18 protein-coding genes are annotated in these 21828 nt (G+C 40.6%); 4 read left to right on the plus strand and 14 right to left on the minus strand.

The genetic code is table 11. From position 1 onward, the window contains the following. Nucleotides 1-4: 4 nt before the first annotated feature. Nucleotides 5-466: a type II toxin-antitoxin system RatA family toxin gene (locus EJP87_RS01355; RefSeq protein WP_130470065.1), complete on the minus strand. Its 462-nt coding sequence runs from the start codon at nt 464-466 to the stop codon at nt 5-7. A gap of 352 nt (nt 467-818) precedes the next feature. Here EJP87_RS01355 and EJP87_RS01360 point away from each other — a divergent pair, with 352 nt between their 5' ends. Continuing rightward, complete coding sequence (locus EJP87_RS01360) at nt 819-4880, plus strand: PEP/pyruvate-binding domain-containing protein (protein ID WP_227657394.1); 4062 nt, start codon at nt 819-821, stop codon at nt 4878-4880. A gap of 393 nt (nt 4881-5273) precedes the next feature. Here EJP87_RS01360 and EJP87_RS01365 read toward each other — a convergent pair whose 3' ends face one another. From EJP87_RS01365 to EJP87_RS01400, 8 genes are all read right to left on the minus strand, one after another. Beyond that, nucleotides 5274-6425, minus strand: a complete 1152-nt coding sequence (locus EJP87_RS01365) for a M24 family metallopeptidase (protein WP_130470067.1) — start codon at nt 6423-6425, stop codon at nt 5274-5276. Continuing rightward, on the minus strand, nt 6416-7075 hold the full coding sequence (gene elbB / locus EJP87_RS01370) for an isoprenoid biosynthesis glyoxalase ElbB (RefSeq protein WP_193771046.1): 660 nt from the start codon (nt 7073-7075) through the stop codon (nt 6416-6418). Before elbB ends, EJP87_RS01365 begins: the two co-directional genes overlap by 10 nt. A gap of 403 nt (nt 7076-7478) precedes the next feature. After that, entirely contained in the window at nt 7479-8564 is a 1086-nt protein-coding gene (gene mutY, locus EJP87_RS01375) for an A/G-specific adenine glycosylase (protein ID WP_130470068.1), read from the minus strand. 138 nt (nt 8565-8702) lie between these two features. Beyond that, nucleotides 8703-9575, minus strand: a complete 873-nt coding sequence (locus EJP87_RS01380; protein WP_130470069.1) for an energy transducer TonB — start codon at nt 9573-9575, stop codon at nt 8703-8705. Then, a complete protein-coding gene (locus EJP87_RS01385) occupies nt 9572-10156 on the minus strand; it encodes a Gx transporter family protein (protein WP_130470070.1) in 585 nt (194 codons plus the stop codon). The genes EJP87_RS01380 and EJP87_RS01385 overlap by 4 nt, the downstream gene beginning before the upstream one ends. Then, on the minus strand, nt 10153-10569 hold the full coding sequence (locus EJP87_RS01390; RefSeq protein ID WP_130470071.1) for a NusG domain II-containing protein: 417 nt from the start codon (nt 10567-10569) through the stop codon (nt 10153-10155). The genes EJP87_RS01385 and EJP87_RS01390 overlap by 4 nt, the downstream gene beginning before the upstream one ends. Before the next feature lie 2 nt (nt 10570-10571). Next, nucleotides 10572-11624: an FAD:protein FMN transferase gene (locus tag EJP87_RS01395; protein ID WP_130470072.1), complete on the minus strand. Its 1053-nt coding sequence runs from the start codon at nt 11622-11624 to the stop codon at nt 10572-10574. A 115-nt stretch (nt 11625-11739) separates the two neighbouring features. Continuing rightward, nucleotides 11740-12474, minus strand: coding sequence for an RsmE family RNA methyltransferase (locus tag EJP87_RS01400; protein WP_130470073.1), 735 nt, complete (start codon nt 12472-12474; stop codon nt 11740-11742). Between the two features lie 78 nt (nt 12475-12552). On the opposite strand from EJP87_RS01400, the gene EJP87_RS01405 reads away from it, so the two are divergent. Then, nucleotides 12553-13734 carry an NnrS family protein gene (locus EJP87_RS01405; RefSeq protein ID WP_130470074.1) on the plus strand — a complete coding sequence of 394 codons (1182 nt, stop codon included), beginning with the start codon at nt 12553-12555 and terminating at the stop codon, nt 13732-13734. A 407-nt stretch (nt 13735-14141) separates the two neighbouring features. Here the strand turns inward: EJP87_RS01405 and ubiA are convergent, their stop codons facing one another. From ubiA to EJP87_RS01430, 5 genes are all read right to left on the minus strand, one after another. Beyond that, a complete protein-coding gene (gene ubiA, locus EJP87_RS01410) occupies nt 14142-14978 on the minus strand; it encodes a 4-hydroxybenzoate octaprenyltransferase (RefSeq protein ID WP_130470075.1) in 837 nt (278 codons plus the stop codon). 17 nt (nt 14979-14995) lie between these two features. Continuing rightward, nucleotides 14996-15571, minus strand: coding sequence for a chorismate--pyruvate lyase family protein (locus EJP87_RS01415; RefSeq protein ID WP_130470076.1), 576 nt, complete (start codon nt 15569-15571; stop codon nt 14996-14998). Between the two features lie 30 nt (nt 15572-15601). Continuing rightward, the gene (mnmG, locus tag EJP87_RS01420; RefSeq protein ID WP_227657395.1) at nt 15602-17488 is read right to left on the minus strand and encodes a tRNA uridine-5-carboxymethylaminomethyl(34) synthesis enzyme MnmG; all 1887 of its coding nucleotides are present in this window, start codon (nt 17486-17488) and stop codon (nt 15602-15604) included. A gap of 32 nt (nt 17489-17520) precedes the next feature. Beyond that, complete coding sequence (gene mnmE, locus EJP87_RS01425; protein WP_130470077.1) at nt 17521-18921, minus strand: tRNA uridine-5-carboxymethylaminomethyl(34) synthesis GTPase MnmE; 1401 nt, start codon at nt 18919-18921, stop codon at nt 17521-17523. A 125-nt stretch (nt 18922-19046) separates the two neighbouring features. Continuing rightward, nucleotides 19047-19667 (minus strand): L-threonylcarbamoyladenylate synthase, encoded by a 621-nt coding sequence (locus EJP87_RS01430; protein ID WP_130470078.1) that lies wholly within the window; start codon nt 19665-19667, stop codon nt 19047-19049. A gap of 217 nt (nt 19668-19884) precedes the next feature. On the opposite strand from EJP87_RS01430, the gene atpH reads away from it, so the two are divergent. Next, nucleotides 19885-20424 (plus strand): ATP synthase F1 subunit delta, encoded by a 540-nt coding sequence (atpH, locus tag EJP87_RS01435; protein WP_193771048.1) that lies wholly within the window; start codon nt 19885-19887, stop codon nt 20422-20424. Nucleotides 20425-20429: 5 nt separating this feature from the next. Further along, nucleotides 20430-21828 (plus strand): F0F1 ATP synthase subunit alpha (atpA, locus tag EJP87_RS01440; RefSeq protein WP_130470080.1); only part of this gene is annotated, 1399 nt, incomplete at its 3' end.

A 21828-nucleotide genomic window follows, 5' to 3' on the forward strand; every position in this document is an offset into this window, starting at 1 on the left:
AAGATCACGTCTGGTTGGAGGGAGTGTCACAGCGCTGATTGAATGTAGCAACTGCCCGAGTGCAAAATGCAGTAACCATCTGCTTGGAAATTTGCGTAAAAACCGGTCCGAGTAACATCTCTTTCATCCGGCTTTGGAAAGTAAAATCAATAAAAAAATCGATTCGGGTTCGTTGTGCGCTCAATGGCGTAAAGGTCCAGGTGCTTGCCAGATATCGAAATGGGCCCGAACGTAAATTGACCTCCACTTTGTGTTCTGGGGTCAGAATATCCAAGGTTTGAAAGCTTTCGCGAATCCCCTTGAAGGCAACAGTAAGTTCCGCTAAAAATTGATTTTCACCCCGTTCAAGAACGCGGCTTTTAATACACCATGGTAAAAAATCGGGATAACGCTCCACATCCACAACCAGATGGTACATCTGGCTTTGGCTGAAGGGTACGATTTCGGTTACGCGAATCTGAGGCATGCGGTCAATTCTGGCAGGGGCTGTTGATTAATTCATTTTTCTGGCAGTATGCCGTGAATTTACTCTGGAAGAAAGGTTCCGTGTTGTCCTCCCTGCACATGCTTACTCTCTTTGACCCTTTTGCCCAATGAAGAGAATGATGATTCATACTTTTTTTTCCGACACTCCACCACGGCAACCAGACTCTGGGGCGTTGCGTGCCAATTTGCGCGAAACCTTGGTGAGCAAAATAACCATCGATCCGCGTCAGGAAATTTTACGTACCGTGGTGGGTCGTGATGCCGGTGTTCTCAAATTGCTGGATCGCTTGCTGACGGAATGGAATCATCCCTTTCGTAACTGGCGGATTCTCTTGCCCGAATTGCGCGGCTTTGTTCTGAAAAATGCCAATCGATTCAGTGCCGACCCGCGAGGACCGGACTGCTTTTCATTGCTATGTGACCTGTTTCTTGTGGCCCTGCAAGAGCTGCATCAGGATAGTGACATCCACCTGGCTTTTGAAGGGTTAACGGCTTATGTCGATAAAATGGTCTCTTTGATCTCACCTGCACGTTTACCCGACTATGCACCAGCATTTGACCAACTCTTCCAGACATTTGCAGCTCTGTCGGTCGAATGTCTATTGATACTTGCACAATCACATAATCCCTTGCGCCGTACTGTTATCTTGCTGTTGCGCAAGGTGAATAAGTCTGGAGAATATCTCTCCTTTCCCTTGGATCCAAAACCGATTTGTATGTTGGCAATTCGTTCGCTTCTGGCGACCTATCAATACTGGTTACACCAATCTGATCCAGAGTGGTTTGCTGTGCGCAATACCCATCCCTGTGATGATATATCCCATCGGTCTTTGCGCGCAGCTCTGGTTGCTCTTGAAGAGCTTGCCACCCAACCACATGATTTGTCATTGCTCGCTCGGCTGGTGGAGCTACCCAGTTTCATTGATATTGTTCGCGGGTACCGTAATGCCGCAGAGCAGTTGGGCCAAACGAGTGGTGATACCTCGACCAGTAATCAACAAATTGTCGAGGAACGTAAATTACGCTTTCTTTTTCATATAATGGAAACAGATGGCTTGACCTTGATTCATGAAGAAACGCTACGGGAGATCAATCGCAGTTTGATCCATTTGGTGGAGTTGGAACAAAAATTTGATGATATTCATGTGTCACTGTTGCGAGCTTTTGCACTACTAAAAGCCTATGTTGTGAAATATCCTCGCACCGCCCTGCAAAATATTGAGGTTTTGGGGGCAGAGGTCTTTAAGCATGAAAACAGTCAGCTCGTTGAAGCTTTTTTGGGGCAGGTGGTGCGTTTTGGCTTTCAATATAGCGCTTTTCGTGGTGTAAGTGATGATTGGCAGCCACTCTGTAACCCCTCACATCTTTACAATATTCGTGTCTGGGTAAAGCTGCTCAGTCATAATCCTAAATGGTCTTCAACACTTCTTTCAGCCCTTATTATCAATCTGAAGCTAAGTGGTGTACTGATTCGTGATACCGATATGTTCCAAAAAGAGATCACGCATCTGCTCAACAGTGAAATCAGACCTATTTATAACCTTTTCAAGCAGTTTGCTCGTTTGTTACCCGTTTACTATAATGAAATTGGTGCAGAGGGTGAACTGCGTGAAGTCTCTACGGAACTGGATGAAATATCTCGACGCCAGGACCGCCTGATTCACTTTTTACGCAAGCAATGTCATGTGGAAAGTACCAACAGAATCGTAGATTTGGTGCAAAATATTTTTATCTATTGGAGAACTGGTAATTTAACAGTTCTGGAGGGTGTGGTCTCTTCTGCTGTACTGGCAGATATTGAGCCCTCTGGTATTTGGTTTGATGGTGTACACCATTTGGTAAAGTCTCTTTGTCAACAAGGCCAAGTGAACGAACTTGATGATACGGCTCGAGAGAGTTCACCACTGCACTGGTCCAATGAGGCTCTGCAACAGCAAATTTTTTCCCGAACGGAGTTTCCAGAGGTTGATCGCCGGCGGGTAATATTGCTGATTCGACTCTACCATCTGCTTGATTTGAAATATAATCTTGGCTTTTTGGGCATTCGGGCTCCTCTGCTGCAAGCAATTGGCCATGGTATTCCACGAATTACTCCATTGTTGGCAATTTTAGAAAAGGGTGGTACCGGATATACCCGCCTTGAGGCTACACTGAATGCCTTGGAGTCACTCAAAGAGGTTGTTTTGAGTAATGAACATTTTCCGGCTCGTGAAGAGATTTTCCAAAAGCGCCATATTGCAGTGGATATTCCCTCGGTCTATGGCTGTTACCAGGAGATGAAATTTGATGCCTTGGCTCTCAGTTTTCGTTTGGAAAATCTGGCCAAACTTGATTTGGAAGAGCTGCATCTGCGGATTCCGGAAACATTTGTTACGCGAGCAACATTTTTTAAGGTATCAAAATATCTCAAAATATTTTTGCGTGCGCTAAAATTGGATGGAATTGTATCACGACGCATGGAAAATATGTGTGAGGTTCTGGATCGTTTTCTTGAACTTAATCAATTTTCTTTTCATCAATATTTAGATATTTTCAGAAATTTTTCTGAAGGTATCAAGGATGTCATTCACACATACTATACAACGCACCACAGAGATAATTTGGCTATACTTGTGTCAATGATACCGCAAGAGATGCTCATGCCGCGCTTTGCAGCACTAAAGGATGATGATGAAGTATCGACCTTGGAACGGATCAGTGAAGCCTTTTTGCGGGATTTAATTGCTGAAACCTTTGGTCTGCAGGCCTTCGATCTGTTGATTACCCGATTGCGGCGTATTCTTCTGCAGCAGCAGGAGTTGCTCTCACCGGATTTGCTTACGGGAATTATGACCTATGATCCTGCTAAACTGTTTTGTCCTTTGCATACACCCGACCAAAGAACACGTACTCTCATCCATCTAGGCAACAAGGGATTTAATTTAATTGAGCTGGTACGCTGTGCGGCTCCTGTGCCCTCAGGTGTTGTTTTGACAACGGAATATTTTCGTTGTCAGGATGTGATTCACTCTTTTCCCTTGGCAGAAGAGGATTTTATGGAGCGCTTGCGGCGCCAGGTCTCCAGAATGGAGAGTGAAACCGGTTTGCGCTTTGGACATCCTGAGACTCCTCTGCTGCTGTCAGTGCGTAGTGGTGCTCTGATCTCAATGCCCGGTATGATGCAGACAATCCATAATGTTGGAATCAATGAGCAAATAGTGAGTGGTTTGGCACGCTCTTATGGAAATGACTTTTTTGCCTGGGATAATTATCGTCGCTTTATTCAATCCTGGAGCATGTCTTTCAATGCGCCTCGTAGTGCTTTCAGTGATCTCATGTGGGCAGCAAAAGTTAGACATGCTATTAAGCGCAAAAGAGAGTTGACCACACAGCAAATGTCAGAGTTAGCCAAGGAATATCATCAAACAGCGCTTAATTTGGGTATTCCCATTCCCATGGATCCTTGGGAGCAGTTATTGGCTGCAATTAAGAGAGTTATTGCCTCCTGGAACTCTGCAAAGGCAAAAGAGTATAGACGCATTATGGATATTGCAGATGATTGGGGTACTGCAGTTGTCTTACAGCGTATGGTTTATGGCAATTTGCATGATCATTCAGGATCAGGAGTTCTCTTTACTGGTCATCCGCATCGCAAGTTGGATAGAGTGCTCCTCTGGGGTGACTATACCTCTGGCAATCAAGGGGAAGATATTGTAGGAGGATTAGTGACGACCAACCCAATCTCCCTGGAACAATGTCACTATGATAAACGTGATCCCTCTTCGAGTTTAGAGATCTGCTATCCAGAAATTTATAATGAGCTGCGCCAAATTTCGCAAAGATTGGTGTATGAAGAGGGATGGAACCCCCAAGAGATTGAATTTACATTTGAAGGTCCAAATCCGGAAAACTTGTACCTGTTGCAAAGTCGCGATATGTTGACTACAAAACATGGTGCAGCCATCTATCACAGATTTCGCGATACACCGCTATTAAAGAAAAATCGCCTGGCGAGAGGATTGGGTGTAAGCGGTGGTGCTTTGTGTGGCCTTGCCGTGTTTAATTTGGAGCAAATTCAGAAACGCAGAGCTGTTGATCCCAATGTATCCTTGATCTTAATTCGCTATGATACGGTCCCAGATGACATCAAAGAGATAGCACTGGCAAATGGTTTATTGACTACACGTGGTGGCCAAACATCGCATGCGGCCATTGTTGCTGCACGCTTAGAGAAAACATGTGTGGTCGGTTGTGCCAGCCTAACCATTAGACAAAGTGAGGATCGTTGTGAAGTGGATGCTGAAATTATTCGTGAAGGTGATGAAATTGGCATTGATGGACATGCTGGATTTTTGTACAAGGGCTGGCACCCCATTCAAACGAGTGTCATGCAGGCAAATGGTGGAGGTGAATAGTTGTTTACCTCACTTTGGACTGTTTGTTTGCCTACTCGTAACTATTCACCACCCAAAAACATTGCGGGTCCAGGGAGGGCACCTCCCTGGCCGGGTCCAGGGATGGAATCCCTGGGATTTTGCTTGTAATCCTTTGCCTTTGGCGCGCTTTACACACGAAGCCGACGCGCCTTTTGCGTCGGCCTAAGCGCCTAATGGAAGCAAGCTGTGCGAATTGGCGCGCATTTTTGCGCCAATCCGCACAGTATCCCCATGGGGGTAGAGCTGGCGAGCCAACACGAACTTGAATGGTTACGCCTACTCAAAGCCAGCAAAGAATAGGTTAGCCTCTGTTATTATTGAATGCAGTTGCAAGCGCACATCAATTAATGCAATTTCTTGTCAAGATTGAGCTCAAATCTGAAACACCTTTTCCAGTGTGGTTAAGACTCTGCAGCCACTCTCTTCAACCAGAACTACATCCTCAATGCGAACTCCTCCCATGTCTGGATAATATAGGCCAGGTTCAACGGTTACTATATGTCCAGTTTGTAAAGGGTAGGAGCGCCAGCTTATTCGTGGCTGCTCATGAATTTCTAAACCTAAACCATGACCAGTTCCGTGAAAAAAGCCCTCTTGCTTTCCTTCTGCAGAACGACCTGTTAAAAAGCCTGTATTGACAAGATGTTCATGAACTGCTTCATGTACATCCTTGCCATCAACTCCCGAGCGGATAAGAGCAAATGCACGTTCCTGGCTTTCTTTAACGGCTTGCCATGCGCGTTGGCATCGTTCTGTAGCCACTCCACGGCATACTGTTCGCGTCATATCCCCCCAATAACCGGAATGGGTCATACGTGGAAATATGTCAATAATTATTGGTTGGTGTGCTGCTAATACCCCTGAACCGACTTCATGGGGATCCGCTCCCTGTTTACCACCTGCCACTATAGTACGGTGTGGCATAGCTTCATGTCGCACTAAAAATGCATGAATTTCACCTCTTATTCGTTCACTTGTGAGTGCTTTTCCGCCTAAGTAAAGAAATCCATCACTAGCAATTGTGGATGAGGCAATGCAATCAATACCAACTATCATCGCTTTTTCAGTCAGGTGAAGCGCTTCTGTGAGAGCTTCGATTTCCTTCTGCGTTTTGAATTGACGTTCATTCCAGAATGGATAATCAGACACATGTAACTGAAAGCCTTCTTTACGGAAAAAATCAGCCTGTGCGACAGGAAAGTCGGCTGGTACTTTAATTTGAACAATTTGTAGTTGCTTAAGAAGTTGTGCTACCAGTAGATTTTCAGCAATATTTTTATCAGTAGGAAGGATTGATTGAAAGCGATTGGTTAGTTCTGACCATTCATGGACATGCTTTACATGAGCAGTTCTACGTCCACGATCCACTTCCAGAGCGCTCAAGATAATGTGTGACTCTCCCAAATTATCTTGGATGTACCAAAAGGGGTCCGGTATAAATATGCCAGTTGCATAGAGAAGATCGGCGGAATTTTCACTTGAGCCATAGATCATCCGTGCAGCAGAGGAATTTTTTAGCTCCACGAGAGAACCTGTTGTACAAGTTTTTCAATACCCACTCCGGCTTCTCCAATTGACTGTGCGCACATGTAAGCAGAAGTACTCACAATTTTATTTTCAGAATCAACCACAATTTCAGAATATTTGCTTTCCTGATGTCTGTTTCCTGTGGCTTCAATAGAAGCGGCTGTTTCCTTGTCATCACCTATCGTCAACAAGACCCCCTTTTCCTTGAGTGCCAGAGCTACAACAGCAGGTGATATACAAATAGCACCTATTGGCTTTCCCTCGCTGTGCAAGTCATTGAGCAAGCGTGCAAGATCACTATTAATTATGGGGGATGATCCTGAGAATGCTAATGTGGATAGATTTTTAGCAGCACCAAAACCACCAGGCAAGATGATACCGTCCAGGTCGTTTGCAGAAATTTTAGACAAATCAGTAATTTTGCCTCTTGCAATACGCGACGCTTCAACAAGAACATTTCGGGTTTCAGAGGTTTCTGTACCTGTGAAATGATTTATTACATGGTGTTGAAGGATGTCTGGTGCTGTGCATACTATGTCAGCACCAGCTCTATCCAAAAAATAAAGTGTCAATGTGGCTTCATGAATTTCTGCACCATCATAAACACCACATCCAGCAAGAACGACTCCAATACGCTTTATACGCATATTTCAGGCCCTTGTATAGTCAAGAAACGGTCAGTTTGTCTATTTTTGGAGTCTTTCGCTTTACAGATCAGCAGAAGGAACGCCAAAAAAATTGTGGAACTTACGTCCAGTAGCTAGCCGATATTTTTGAAAATATGCATCTACCCGATCATGCGTTGTACCTGTTCGATATGCTTTCCAGGTGATCCATACCAGTAGAGCGATGGGAAGCAAATTCAAAAGATTTAACATATTCTACTCCATAATTATTAATTGAAACTGATTTACTTTACCATGTTTGAGTATCTGCGACAAGAGGCAATATCAAATTTAACTTACTGAAGTTGATGCGACGGTGACAAGGCATGATTTTAAACCTAAGCACTGAATTTATCAATATAAAGACCTTTGATTTAGTGAGAAGTTAGCTCTGTTCTACAGACAAATAGGCTTTAAGAACTTTTTGATAGAGAGTTGACACTGGTATCGATTTCCATTCTTCGATTTCAAGCCATGTGCCAGTTGGATTTTTTTTTGTTTCAGTATGTATACAAAATGGGTACACATCGTTTGTTCGATGGGTAAAATCATGTGTAATCTTTGAAAGAGTTACTATTTTTCCAGATCTAAATTCAGGATAATGTAAAGTAAAGAGTCCATTTATTGAATCCAAAGTAGGAATTTTATTGGTTTCAGGCCAGGGGAAAGTTGGAGGCTGCCAAAGTGACTCAAGCAGTTTATTTTTATCGTTTCTTACAAATAAATATTTATTATGTTGGTTCCTAATTAGTAAGCATACCTCTTTGTAGGTAGTTTTTGGTTTCCGATTGATTTTCTCAGGATAGTTCTGAACAGAGTTACTTATATATGCTTTACAATGTAAATGTATGGGACATTTTCCACATTCTGGATTTCTATTTAGGCATACTGTTGCACCAAGATCCATAATTGCCTGTGCATAGTCTCCAGGTTCTTCTTTACTGGTAAGTTTTTGAGCCACTTCCCATAAGGTTTTATTATATTTTGACGGATGATTATTGCTTGAGATAGTAAAAAATCGCGTTATTACTCTCTTAACATTTGCATCAAGAATTGTATGGTACTGGTTAGTTCCGATTGCTAGTATAGCTGAGGCTGTGGACAAACCGACACCAGGGATTTTAAGCCATTCATTTAGTGTACCTGGCATCGCACCTTGATATATTTCTGAAATTATTCTGGAACCTAGATATAGATTTTTTGCCCGCTGATAGTAACCAAGACCTTGCCATAGTAGCAAAATTTCTGTAAGAGAAGCTGCGCTCAATTTTAACACGGTAGGAAATGCATTTATAAATTTTTCATAATATGGAATGACTGTCTTTACTGTTGTTTGCTGTAACATTATTTCAGATACCCATATCTTATAGAGATTACTATCAGTACGCCAAGGGAGGGTTCTACCTGAAAGTTTGTAGTAAGACAGCAATTGAGTGGTGAACCACATCCGCTGTGAGTCTGATATGATCATTTGCGGTCACACTTTTTCTGAAAGTCAAAAATTTGTATGGGAGGTTTCACGTGAAACTGTTTGCTGAACGCCGTAATATGTGTAAATTTAGTCTGTTAGTTATAAGCTTAATATTGTAAATATATTAATATATTATAATCACTTTATAATTCTCATGCCAGAGTTAGTTAGAATATATTCAAAAGTAGACTTAATAACCATCTTATCTAATTGCCAATTTTCCGGCAATGGACCAAACGGAGACGCTTTTTGTATAGCGTTAACTGCTTCATAGTCCAGTATTTCCACATGTGAACTACGTGTCACTTTTATATCGATTACTCTTCCTTCTTGGTTCAAAGTGAAAACAACATCAACATTTCCTGATAGTCCGGAATTTTTGGCTTGTTGTGGGTAGGTCCAACTCCAAGTGACTCGTTGTTTGACTTGAGAAAAATAGTCACCAAATTTTGCACTTTTTGTATTAAGGTCAATTGGATCCAAACTTCCACTATTTTGTATATTTGATGAAGCCTTCCTTTTTTTGTCCCACTGGTTCACAGACTCTAATGAAGGTGTCAGATTTAAAGGAACATTACTCTCTGATTGTGTTGATTCATTTATAGATTGTTCAGCATATTCTTGCTGCTTTATGGTAGCCTTTTGCACAGGCAGTTTTTCCTGAATTACCTTTTTATTTTCAGCACGTTTAGATACAGGTTTAGGAGTAGATAAGGGTGCTGGTAGTGATTTAGAGGTTTGGCTATTTAAAGCTTGGTCAATCTTCTTTCTTGTATCATCTACACTCCTCTCCAAAACCTCTTCGGCCTTAATGCTACTCTGTGCTATCCCAGTTGAGTTTTCTTGCTCCTCACTATCTTTAAATGGGTTTACTAACTCAACAAATGTAACAGCTTCATCTTTATCAACAATTGAGTATGATATATAGTAAGAAATGAGAATAAGCAGTAAAACATGCAGTGTAGCAGAAGTAATCCACCCTATAACAATTTCTTTTTTAATAGCATTCATTTAGCAGCACCGTGAAACGATGAGTTATATATATTCCGCGATAAAATTTGATAGGAAACAAATCCATTCACAATTCCTGTAATCCAGGAACTCAAAAGAAGCCAAGGTAGAAGAAGCATTATACCTTTGTGGCCAAAAATAATCCATTCTGCTGTTATAAGCTGTAGTGTTATATGTGCTAAAGAAGCAAGAAGAGATACTGAAACTGGACCAACTTTAATATAGTTACTATTATTTTCTTCAAGATTAGTACGAAATAAAAAAATATAGTTTGCTATCCATGGTGATAGTATTAATAAAACAAATATAGCACCAAGAGAACCACTAACGCTCAATGCAAAGGTAGGTGAAAAAATGGTACCCAATATAAGTGAGCTTACTAATATTCTTATAAATGTTACCTGTGCCGCTGCTTTTATACCAAGCTGAAAGAGCGCCACAACTGTGAAGGTGTTAGCTATGCCAGGTTTAAACCATGGTCCAAAGCTTGGCAAATTAGCTTCAAAAACATGAGCACAAGATGCAGCCGCTGCCAAATATGAAATAGCAAGTTGCTTTCGCGGTGAATGCAATCTGTTCATTGTGCTATACCATCATATTCCGAATTATTAGAGTATGAAAATGAATCATTAACTATTTTAACCATAACACCACATGGAATACATGCTGCAATGGCACCTGATCCACTAATCCAGTTTGTTCTAGTACCGATCATTTTTGGGCTTTTATATTCAACAATTCTCGCCCGCATACTGTCTATCTCAACTACTACAACCCCTAAATGTCCCAAAATTTCCGTTTTCTGATTATAGGTGAGCTGTAAGGTCTTTAATAGTTTATTGTCTAAATATATTTCTGTGTAGTTTCCTTGGGTAGTACTAGTTTGAAGAAATATATATATTAAAATATAAAATAAAGTAACAACTAATACCAATTTATCTAATGATGTTGTTGATTTACTAATTATATTTAAGAATTGAAGAATCGTTTTCATTTTTAGTTGCTATTATAAGTGGTAAAAATATCGCCAATATAGTTTTTAGTACGAACAGGATTGCCGGTTTCTGGTATCAATAAGGCCTCAGTGCCGATAAAATTTTCTAACATTTTTAGTCCCTTCTCTTTTCCTAAAATGAAAAGAGCAGTAGATAATCCATTAATAAGAGTAGCGTTCTGACCTTGAACAGTTACAGAGGTTAAACCTGACCATGCTGGCATTCCCGTTTTTGGATTAAGGATATGATGATAACGAATTCCATTATGAACAAAAAAGCGTTCATAGTCGCCAGATGTCATCATGGCTAGGTTGTTTTTCAATAAAGAAACTGAAATAATCTCTTTGGACTTGCGTGGATTTTGTAAGCCAATTTTCCATTGTTCATTTCCCTTTGTACCTATTACTCTTAAATCACCTCCAGCGTTCACAATTGCATTATGTATACCATTTTTTAATAATATTTCAATTGCACTATCGATTGCGTATCCTTTACCAAGCGCTCCCAAATCTAGTGCGACATATTCATTTAGTAAACTGATAGAATATTGACTATCTTGATTTTTCATTAATTGAACAGCATTTACAGATGGATAATGCGTAATCCAATCTGAAATTATATTTTCTGAGGGTGGCACATCCTGCTGAAGATCTTGAGAAAAACCCCAAATTTTAGTAAGTTTTTGCAATCCTATTGAAAATACTCCATTTGTTCGCTCTTCAATAAGTAGTCCCTTTTCGATTACTCTACCTAAATCTGTAGAAATTTTGATCCATGTTCCACGTGAATCACTATTTATTTTGTTAACTTCAGAACCTTGCCGTTGCCAACTAAGTATTTCCTCAAGGCGAGAAATTTCTTCAAAAGCTTTATCAACAGTATCACTTGCCTTGGATGAAGATTCACCCCATATTGAAATAGTAACCAAGGTTCCCATTAGCATTTGTGTTTTACTAAAAACTGACGAGTTGTTATGTTTAAATATCGGCAATATTATATAGAAAAGAACAATTAAGAGAGTAAAAACAGAGAGATATTTAAGTAAATTTTTCATAAATTATTTTCCAATTTCCTAAAATAGGAAGACTTTAACTGATGGTTACTGAAGAATGAAAGCTGAAATATATGCAATAAAGCAAACTGTTGCTTGATAAGCGATAGATAATCATCTAATTCAAATCACCCCATAAAAATTGACAAATGGATAAAGCAGAGATGACGGCAGTTTCACATCTTAATATTCTTGTGCCCAGACTAACAGGTGTAAAATTCAATTTTGATAGCGCCATATGTGACTCATCTGAAGTAAAACCTCCTTCTGGACCCACTAGTATAGTGGCTTTTTTTTCATTGTGTTCAATGTTATTCAGCGATATATTGCTAGAACAACGCTCTTGCAAAATTATTCGAGCACCAGAATCCAAATAGTTTGCCAAATTATTAAAAGGTACGGGATTACATATTTCAGGAATTTTCAGTTGTTCGCATTGCTCACAGGCTTCAATAGCAATGCGCTTTAATCTAAGAAGCTTATTTTCATTTAGTACTTCTGCATGGCTTTTACTGTGTGAACAAATAACAGGTATGACACGACACACACCAAGCTCAGTTGATTTTTGTATAACTAATTCTAAAGCGCTTATTTTACAGATGCACAATGCAACTGTAAACTCAAAATCAGAAGCTGGTAAGGATTCATAAGAATTAAGCAGTTTAATTCGAAACGGTTTAAGAGATTGTACTGTAGCTGTCCATATAATTCTATCCTTCCCATTAAAGATGTTTATGGTAGAATTAATTGATAATCTCAATGTACGTATAAGATAGTTTTCAGTTTCTAAACTAGGTATTATCAGTTCATTTTTTGAATATAGTCCTGGTATACAAACTCGTGGAATACGCATTTATCATCAACCTCCCCTGCAAATATTTTTTTTAGACTTAATTCAAATATTCAAAATAAATTTGTGAAGGGATCCTTAATGAGAATTTCAAGTGTATCCAGTAGTATACTATTTGCCTATGGATTTAGATTTTTTTTTCTAGCATCAGCATTGTGGGCAATATTCGCAGTTGCTGTTTGGATGATAAGCTTATTAAATATAAATAGTTCACTATCATATCATGTTGGAGCGGCCTGGCATGGTCATGAAATGCTGTATGGATATATTTCTGCGAGTGCCGCAGGATTCTTACTTACAGCTACTCCAATTTGGTCAAAAAAGCCAGCCCTATCTGGTAAGCACCTTTTTCAATTAGCCTTAATATGGCTTGTTGGCAGAATGGCTATGTTGAGTGTTGGATGGTTACCTTTATGGTTGATAGCTCTTGCAGAAATCATATTTCCACTTGTAATTGTAATTGTAATCACTCCAACTCTATGGCACACAGGAAATAAAATCCATCGAATTTTTCCAGCTTTGCTTTCGTTCTTCCTTTTGGGTGACATACTCCACTATGCTCAAGAGCTTAATGTCATTCAATATTCGTCAAATGTAGGTCTCTTCGTTGGCATTGATGCTATCATATTTTTTTTGATTATGGTAGGTGGGCATATTATGCCAATGTTTACTAAAACTGCTCTAGAAGAAAATAGTAGTGGAATAAATTTTTCTATTCAACCGTGGATAGAAATTTCCAGCTCTATATTAATGATAGTAATAATGATTTGTGAGATTGTTGGCAAAAATGATAGTGTTCTTGGTTTATTTTTTCTTCTGTTGTCTGTTATACAATTCATTCGCTTTTCACGTTGGCATAGTCTGAAGATAATAAGGATACCCATATTATCAATTCTTCATATTGGCTACTTGTTTCTTATTATCGGTCTTGCTCTTAGGGGTCTCAGTTGCTTTAATGTATTGCTGAGTCAAAGTGATGCTCTTCATACACTGACAATTGCAGCTATGGGTCTTTTTACGGTTGGAATAATGAGTCGCGTTACTCTTACGCATACAGGGAGATCCTTACATACAGATTTTGATTATATACTGTGCTTGTCACTAATTTTACTATCAAGTATTGCACGGGTAACTCTGTATTCACTGTCACCTCTAACGTCTGCAATGATTTCTGGTTGCTTATGGATTTTTGCTTTTACACTTTTTATTAAAATGTACTTTGCAGCCCTCACAAATGCCAGGGTTGACGGTTTGCCAGGTTAAATTACCTGTTAGTGTGTATTTGTAGTTATTTTAATTTTGTAACTCTTACCACCTAAAAAACTGCGGGTCCAGGGAGGGCCCCTCCCTAACCGGGTCCAGGGATGTAATCCACGGATTTTTGCTTTGAATCTTTAGCTTTTAGCTCGCTTTACACAGTAAGTTGACGCACATTTTACACAGTAAGCTGACGCGCATTTTGCGTCGGCGCAGCGCGTCTAATGGTATCAAGTTGTGCAGATTGGGGCGCATTGCGCGCTAATTCGTACAGCATCCCCATGCAGATAGATCTGACAGGGCAGAATGAACCTGAAAGGTTACAAAATTTATAGTGCAATAAAACTGCATTTTGATTAAAGCAAGGAACAGGATTAGATTAGCATAGTGTAAAGTTATGAATTTTTTCCTTCCTATCCGATAATAAAGCCTAGCAATATTAAAGCTCCTAGCCACTTGTTACTGAGAAAGGCTTTAAAAAAAAATTTATGCTTGGCCATGAATATTTGCCAAGCCATTTGCAATGCAGAGAGAGCAATAATAAAGTAAAAAATCATGCTTAAATTTTGCAGTGTTCCAACCCATACCAACAGAAGTAAAAATGTACAATATAGGATTGCAGTTAGAAGTAGAACATGACGGCCAAACAGTATCGCAGTTGATTTGACACCAATTTTTATATCATCTTCAATATCCATTAGTGCATATATAGTATCATACCCGGCAGCCCAAAATAGTGTAGATAAGAACAGGAGCCAAGTTGATATTTCAATTTGATTGGATTGCGCAGCCCAAGCAATCACTACCCCCCAGCCAAATGCAGTGCCTAAATAGAATTGTGGCCAATGTACAATTCTTTTAGTATAAGGATATGTTACTGCCAGTAGTGCTCCCAAAGGGCATAAAGTCAACGCCAGATTATTAAGCTGCAGCGCCAAAATCAGAGCCAAACCTAGTAGTGTAATAAGAAGAAACATTGCTTTTGTTGCTGAAATTTCACCAGATGCTATAGGTCTGCTCTTTGTTCTTTCTACATGGGGATCAAAATTTCTATCTGCAATATCATTTATTACACATCCGGCTGATCGCATGAGGAAAGAACCCAGCATAAAAATTGAAAGCAAGAATAAAGATGGATAGTTTGGATGTGCTGCGGCAAACAACGACCATAAGGTTGGCCACAATAAGAGCCAGGTGCCAATAGGTTTATCAACCCGCATTAATCGGAAATATTTGTTTAGATGCTTCATGGAAATATTTAACTCTTTTAGGCTGTACAACACTCTGGTAGATAAATTTCAAGTATTCTGGCTGAAAGTTGATGATCTACCCGAAACAATGAGCGCCTACACCAAAAGACTGTGTTTAAATCCAAACTAAGAACAAGACTTAAATTAACATTTTTAGCCTGCGTTACTTTAATATTTGTGCGTTCCACATCATTTGCTCGATTCAGAAACAGGGAACCCAATGGTTCAATCTTAGACTCTATGGCACTTTTTGCTGACCTATCGAGCATGGTAACAGCAATTTCAGAGTAGGCATATATAACCCTTTTATTATTTGATATAAGCCAGGCTGAGCGAGCAATAATTGGTGAATTTTCTGGTATGCTAACTTTACCCCATAGTTCAGTTCTATTTAAATTTGGTTTAAGTTCTTCTTGGTTTTCTACAGAAACACTTATATTTGTGTTAAGTAAATTCTCTAAAAATTTTGTTAAAGATTTATTGCATTTCAAAGCTAATTCCAGGTTATGAGTTGCAGGAAAAGCAAATTTATTAAAATATTCATGAGGGGTCAGCCACTCTTTTAGAGAGCTAAGCATAATCAGTTGTGACATTATAATCTCGTTAGTTTGGTTATATGTAGGTTATGCAGTTTTGAATCTGCTTTGTATATATATTTGCATTATAGAAAGTGCTGCTGGCGTCATGCCAGAAATTCTACTAGCCTGACCAAATGTAGCTGGCTTTATTTTTTTTAATTTTTGTTGAAGTTCTGTAGACAATCCTGGTGTATTACTCCAGTCTAAATTTTCTGGTATTCTTAATAAATCAATCTTTGTTAGCTTTTCAGCATCTGCTTCCTGCTTCTGCAAATATCCATCATATAGTATATCTACCATTAATTTCTCTATACATTCATCATCCAACGTGTCTAGTCCCACTTGTTTAAGAACACTTTTTTGATCAATCTTATCTCTTTTTAGCCATTCCCACGCTGTTTTTGTTTCTTTTGTAGAACTATTTGTACTATGTTCGTTCTCATTAGATTGAATGGGACAGAAGAGCGTAAGCTTTTCAATTTGCAAGCGTTCTTTTGCTGAATGTATGTTACTCATTTTTTCTTGAAATTTAATCCATCTGCTTGTTGAAATTAGCCCCAGCTCCTTTCCAAGTGGAGTAAGCCTTTCATCTGCATTATCAGTTCTTAAGAGTAATCGAAATTCTGCTCGTGATGTAAACATTCTGTAAGGTTCATCTATGCCTTGGGTTACTAAATCATCTATCATTACACCTAAATATGCTGATGAGCGGGAAATATGAATGGCTTCTTGTTCACGACAGAATCTTGCAGCTTGGATTCCAGCATATAGTCCTTGTGCAGCAGCCTCTTCATAACCGGTTGTGCCATTAATTTGTCCAGCCAAATAGAGCCCTTGCACTCCCTTTACGGAAAATGTGGTTTCTAATTGCCTGGGATCGACCATGTCATATTCTATTGCATAGCCAGGTCTCAAAATTTCAGCTTGTTCTAATCCAACTATTGATTGTACCACCTGCCACTGAACGTCAATTGGCAAACTGGTTGAAATGCCATTTGGGTAAATTTCACTAGTATGATATCCCTCGGGTTCTAAAAATATTTGATGCGTATCTTTATCTGCAAAGCGTACAACTTTATCCTCAATGGATGGACAATAGCGTGGACCAACTCCCTTTATTTGCCCTGAAAAAAGAGGTGCCCTTTGAATGTTGCTTTGAATAATTTCCTGTGTTTTTTCCGTTGTCCTTGTAATGAAGCATGAAATCTGCTTTCTGGTTATTTTGCTGGTCAGAAAAGAAAATGGGACTGGCTCAGAATCCCCTTCTTGTTCAATACAATCTTGCCATCTAATTGTACTTCCATCCAGACGTGGTGGAGTGCCAGTTTTCATTCTTTGTAATGCTATTCCTAAATCTTGCAGGGAAGAGCTTAGATGATTACTGGCTTGGTCACCGAGTCGGCCAGTTGCAAAAGTTCTCGCACCAATGTGTGCTACTCCTTTTAAAAAAGTGCCCGTTGTCACGATTATTGCTTTGCAGTGATACTCTTCCTGCCAATCTGTTTGTAGCCCTACAATCTTACCATTTTTACTGATCAGTTGAAGAGCTTCACCTTGGCGAATTGTTAGATTTTCCAGGCGGTCAAGTGCTGCACGCATTTCACGCCGATAATCCACCTTATCCATTTGCGCTCGCGGACCTCTTACTGCCGGTCCCTTGCGTCGATTCAGTAGTCTAAATTGAATTCCTGCACGGTCTGCTACTTGTCCCATTAGCCCACCGAGTGCATCAACTTCCCGTACTAAATGGCCTTTACCTAAACCGCCAATAGCCGGGTTGCAGGACATTTGACCAATTGTATCCAGGTTTTGTGTTAGTAGTAGTGTTTTTAATCCCATTGTGGCAGTTGCAGCGGCTGCCTCACATCCGGCATGACCTGCACCCACTACAATAACATCATAAGATCTATTAGATAGCATAACCATGGCCATGGATTCACGTGAAACATAGAAATTTTTGGTGATTACTTGCCAATACAAAATTTAGAAAATATATTGTTCAATAGCTCATCATAACCTATTTCACCCACCAAATCTGCAATTTCTTCTAACATATAGCGTAGATTAGCCACTATCAGTTCATATGCAGATCGGTTGGTCGCTAAATCTAAAGCAGCATTTGTATATTTGTAGCAGTTATGCAAAATGCCCAGTTGTCTTGCTACTAGAATTACTGAGCCTTCTTGATGGGTTTGGTTTGTGGTAAATTTATCAATTATTTTGTTGCGCAAAACATCTACACCCTCACCAGTTTTGCAGGAAATCTTTATCTCTTCAACCATTTCACTATTTTGATTATTGCTTAATGGATTGCTTTTGACTAAATCCAACTTGTTTGCTATATATAGAATATGTCCATCAGTATGCTGGTTTGCAATATTTCTTTCCGCTTCTCCAAAACCTTCCCTGATATCATAAACAATAATAACTCCATCGGCAGTTTTGACTCTGTCATGTGCCCGACGCATTCCCTCAATCTCAATAGTATCTTGAGTCTCTCTCAATCCAGCCGTGTCTGCTAGGAGAAACTGTATTCCTGACCACTCTAGGCTCTGCTCAATAATATCTCTTGTGGTTCCATGAATATCAGTAACTATGGCTTTATCCTTTTCCAGCAATTTATTAAATAAACTGGATTTTCCCACATTGGTCTTACCAACAATCACAATATGAAAACCCTCTTGCCACTGCTTTCCAGTCTGTGCACTGCTAATAAGTTTTTCAAGAGAAGATCTAACATCTAGTAATTTGTTTATAATAAATTCATGGGTTGAAAATTCAATTTCTTCATCTGCAAAGTCTAATTCTGCTTCCAATTGCACCAAAATGGTCAAAAGTGTTTCACGTAGCGATTGCCAGCACTTCGCCATGCTTCCTTGCATTTGTCGTGCAGCTTCATGCACCGCATTTAGTGAGGAAGCATGAACCAAGGCCATTATGGCTTCCGCTCTGGTTAAATCAATTTTTCCATTCAAAAAAGCTCGTTTAGAAAACTCACCCGGATAGGCACTACGAATACCTACAGTAGCAAGCAGAACCAAAACTCTTTTTATCAAAATCGGTGAACCATGTGTATGTATTTCGAGTTGATCCTCACCAGTGAAAGAATTTGGTGCCTGAAAATAGACAATAAGACACTGGTCTAACGTCTGTAGATTCTGTGGTTCCACAAGCTGTACAAGCATTAACTGTCGTGGAACAAAAAAATTTCTAGTCAGCTCTCTACCCTTGCTATCTCGAACTAGAGGAAGAATACTGTTTGGCAATCCGCTTCCACTCAAGCGTATTACTGCAACACCAGAACTTCCCATTGGCGTTGCTAAAGCGGCTATCGGATCAGCGAGTTTTTTGCTGGCTGGTATCATGGCTTTAAGTACGATTTGAATTTCAACAGGGACGTTAGTTATGTATGTTTATGAAACTTTGAGAAAATTTCCGGATCATTGCTCGAACCTGGCGATTTGTTATCGCTAATTATTTAAATGTTCTGTTACTTGTTTGTGAGTATAAAATCAATTTGATCCCTGCTGATGGCGCCTTGACGAATCACTTTTACTTTACCAGTGTCTACTTTAACAATGGTTGAGGGCAAACTATTTTGTTTCACATTACCCTCAATAATGCACGAAACCTTATCACCCCAGTAAGCTGCAATGTCTGATGCGGAGTTTATGGTTGGGTGACCTGATTGATTGGCACTTGTGGACACAAGAGCTCCTTGCCAGCGCTTCATCAACTCCTGAACATGTGTTGACGAAGAGTGACGTATCGCAACATACTCGCCACCTCCCGTTAAGGATTTTGGCACATCTTCTTTCGCAAGGAAAAGGATTGTTAATGGTCCAGGCCAAAAATGATCCATAAGCAGACAGGCTAATGGGTCGACTTGCGCTATCAAGTTTGATAGGGTCGCTCTTTCAGGAATCAAAAGGATAAATCCTTTGCTCCCATCTCTTTGCTTAAGTCTTTGTAAACGTTCAACAGCATGGGGATTCCAGGGATCAACTGCAAACCCATACACTGTCTCTGTGGGGTGCGCAATTATCTCTCCTGATGAAAGGGCAAGATGAGCCTTGTCAAAATTATCTTTCTCAATATAAAAATTGTTCATATTTACTGAAATATTAATATGTTAATCTGTACACGACTCGTTATGTCAAGTCAGGTGCTCCTCAAGCAATCTAGTGCTTCAGCATCAGGCAGATTTTTTTGAAAAAAGGCGGTTGAACCTTTGCATCATCTATGTTAAACCTCTCCCACGACCTCAGAGAACCCTATACGAGTTTCTCTTCTGGGTAAACCGTTCTCATCGGGAGGAAGTGATTACCGTGCATGAAAGTACCCTAGCCAAACGTTATGCCATCGCTCTGGCTGAGCTGGCAATAGAACAAAACCAACTGGATGCGGTAGGCAAAGAACTGAATGATTTTTTACACCTGTTCCAATCACTTCCTGCGCTCCAATTTTTGATGTCTAGTCCTACCTCAGAAAGTTCGGAACAGCATGCTGTGCTGGCTACCTATATGGATAAGGTAAAACTGGCATCGGTGACCAAAAATTTTTTGCGACTCTTGATCGATAAGCGACGGATGGCCCTTCTGGAGGCCATTGTTGTTGCCTATAACCATAATATGGATCAAAGAGCTGGTCGAATGGCAGTCAAGATCGAAGCTCTTATGCCGCTCACCAGCGGGCAATCCTCCCAGTTAAAGGAGATTCTTTCATCCATAACCGGCAAGTCTGTACGTCTGGAAGAGACGACGGATCCTGGAATTTTGGGTGGGATGGTCATCACCATGGGCAGTATTATGGTCGATTATTCGATCCGTAATCATTTAACACGTTTAAAAGCCAGCATGAGAGGGTAATCCCGATGCAAATCAGCGTCGCCGAAATCAGCGCAATTATCAAAAAGCAGATAGCCAGCTATGGTCAGGAAGCTGAAATCTCCGAGGTAGGAGAAACAATCGCCGTTGGAGACGGTATTGCCCGTGCTTACGGCCTGGATAAAGTCATGGCCGGCGAAATGGTGGAATTTGATGATGGCACCCAGGGTATGGCATTAAACCTGGAAGAGGATAATGTCGGTATTGTCATCTTTGGTTCCGATGTGGGTATCAAGGAGGGTTCGCGTGTCAAGCGTACTGGTCGCATCGTTGATGTTCCAGTTGGTAAAGCTTTGCTGGGGCGTGTGGTTGACGCATTAGGCACTCCTATCGATGGCAAAGGTCCGATTGAAACAACGGAACGGCAGGTGGTGGAAAAAATTGCTCCTGGTATCATTACCCGCAAATCGGTGCATGAGCCACTGTATACCGGTTTGAAAGCATTGGATGCCTTGGTACCGATTGGACGCGGACAGCGCGAATTGATTATTGGTGACCGGCAAACTGGAAAGACTGCTGTGGCAATCGATACCATCATCAATCAAAAACGCACGCATGAAACCAATAAACCGGTCTATTGTGTTTATGTGGCCATTGGACAGAAGCGTTCTACCGTTGCTAAAGTTGTGAAAACCTTGGAAAGTCACGGTGCCATGGCCTACACAACCGTGGTTGCTGCTACCGCCTCAGATCCAGCTCCGATGCAGTTTCTTGCACCCTATTCGGGTTGCACGATGGGTGAGTATTATCGTGATAATGGCATGCATGCTTTGATCGTCTATGATGATCTCTCGAAACAGGCTGTTGCTTATCGGCAAATGTCGTTGATTCTGCGTCGTCCCCCCGGACGTGAAGCCTATCCTGGAGATGTTTTTTATCTCCATTCGCGTTTGCTGGAACGGGCAGCCAAATTGAATGAAAACTATGGCAGTGGCTCTCTGACCGCTCTACCGATCATCGAAACGCAAGGTGGAGACGTTTCTGCCTATATTCCGACCAACGTGATTTCCATCACAGATGGTCAAATTTTCCTGGAATCGGATCTGTTCTATTCTGGTATGCGTCCCGCCATCTCCGTTGGTCTGTCGGTTTCGCGGGTGGGTGGTTCCGCACAGGTAAAGGCTACCAAACAGGTGGCAGGATCATTGCGCTTGGACTTGGCGCAGTTTCGTGAGATGGCTGCCTTTGCCCAATTTGGCTCGGATCTTGATGCCTCAACCTTAAAGTTGATTCATCGTGGTGAGCGGTTGATGGAGTTGCTCAAGCAGCCTCAATATCAGCCCCTCTCTATGGAGGAGCAGGTTGTTGTTCTCTTTGCCGGAACCAGAGGTCTCCTGGATCATGTAGCTGTCAAGCGTGTCAATCAGGTAGAGAGGGCCATTCTGG

Source organism: Candidatus Magnetaquicoccus inordinatus, from assembly GCF_004217665.1.
GTDB classification, from domain to species: Bacteria; Pseudomonadota; Magnetococcia; order Magnetococcales; family Magnetaquicoccaceae; genus Magnetaquicoccus; species Magnetaquicoccus inordinatus.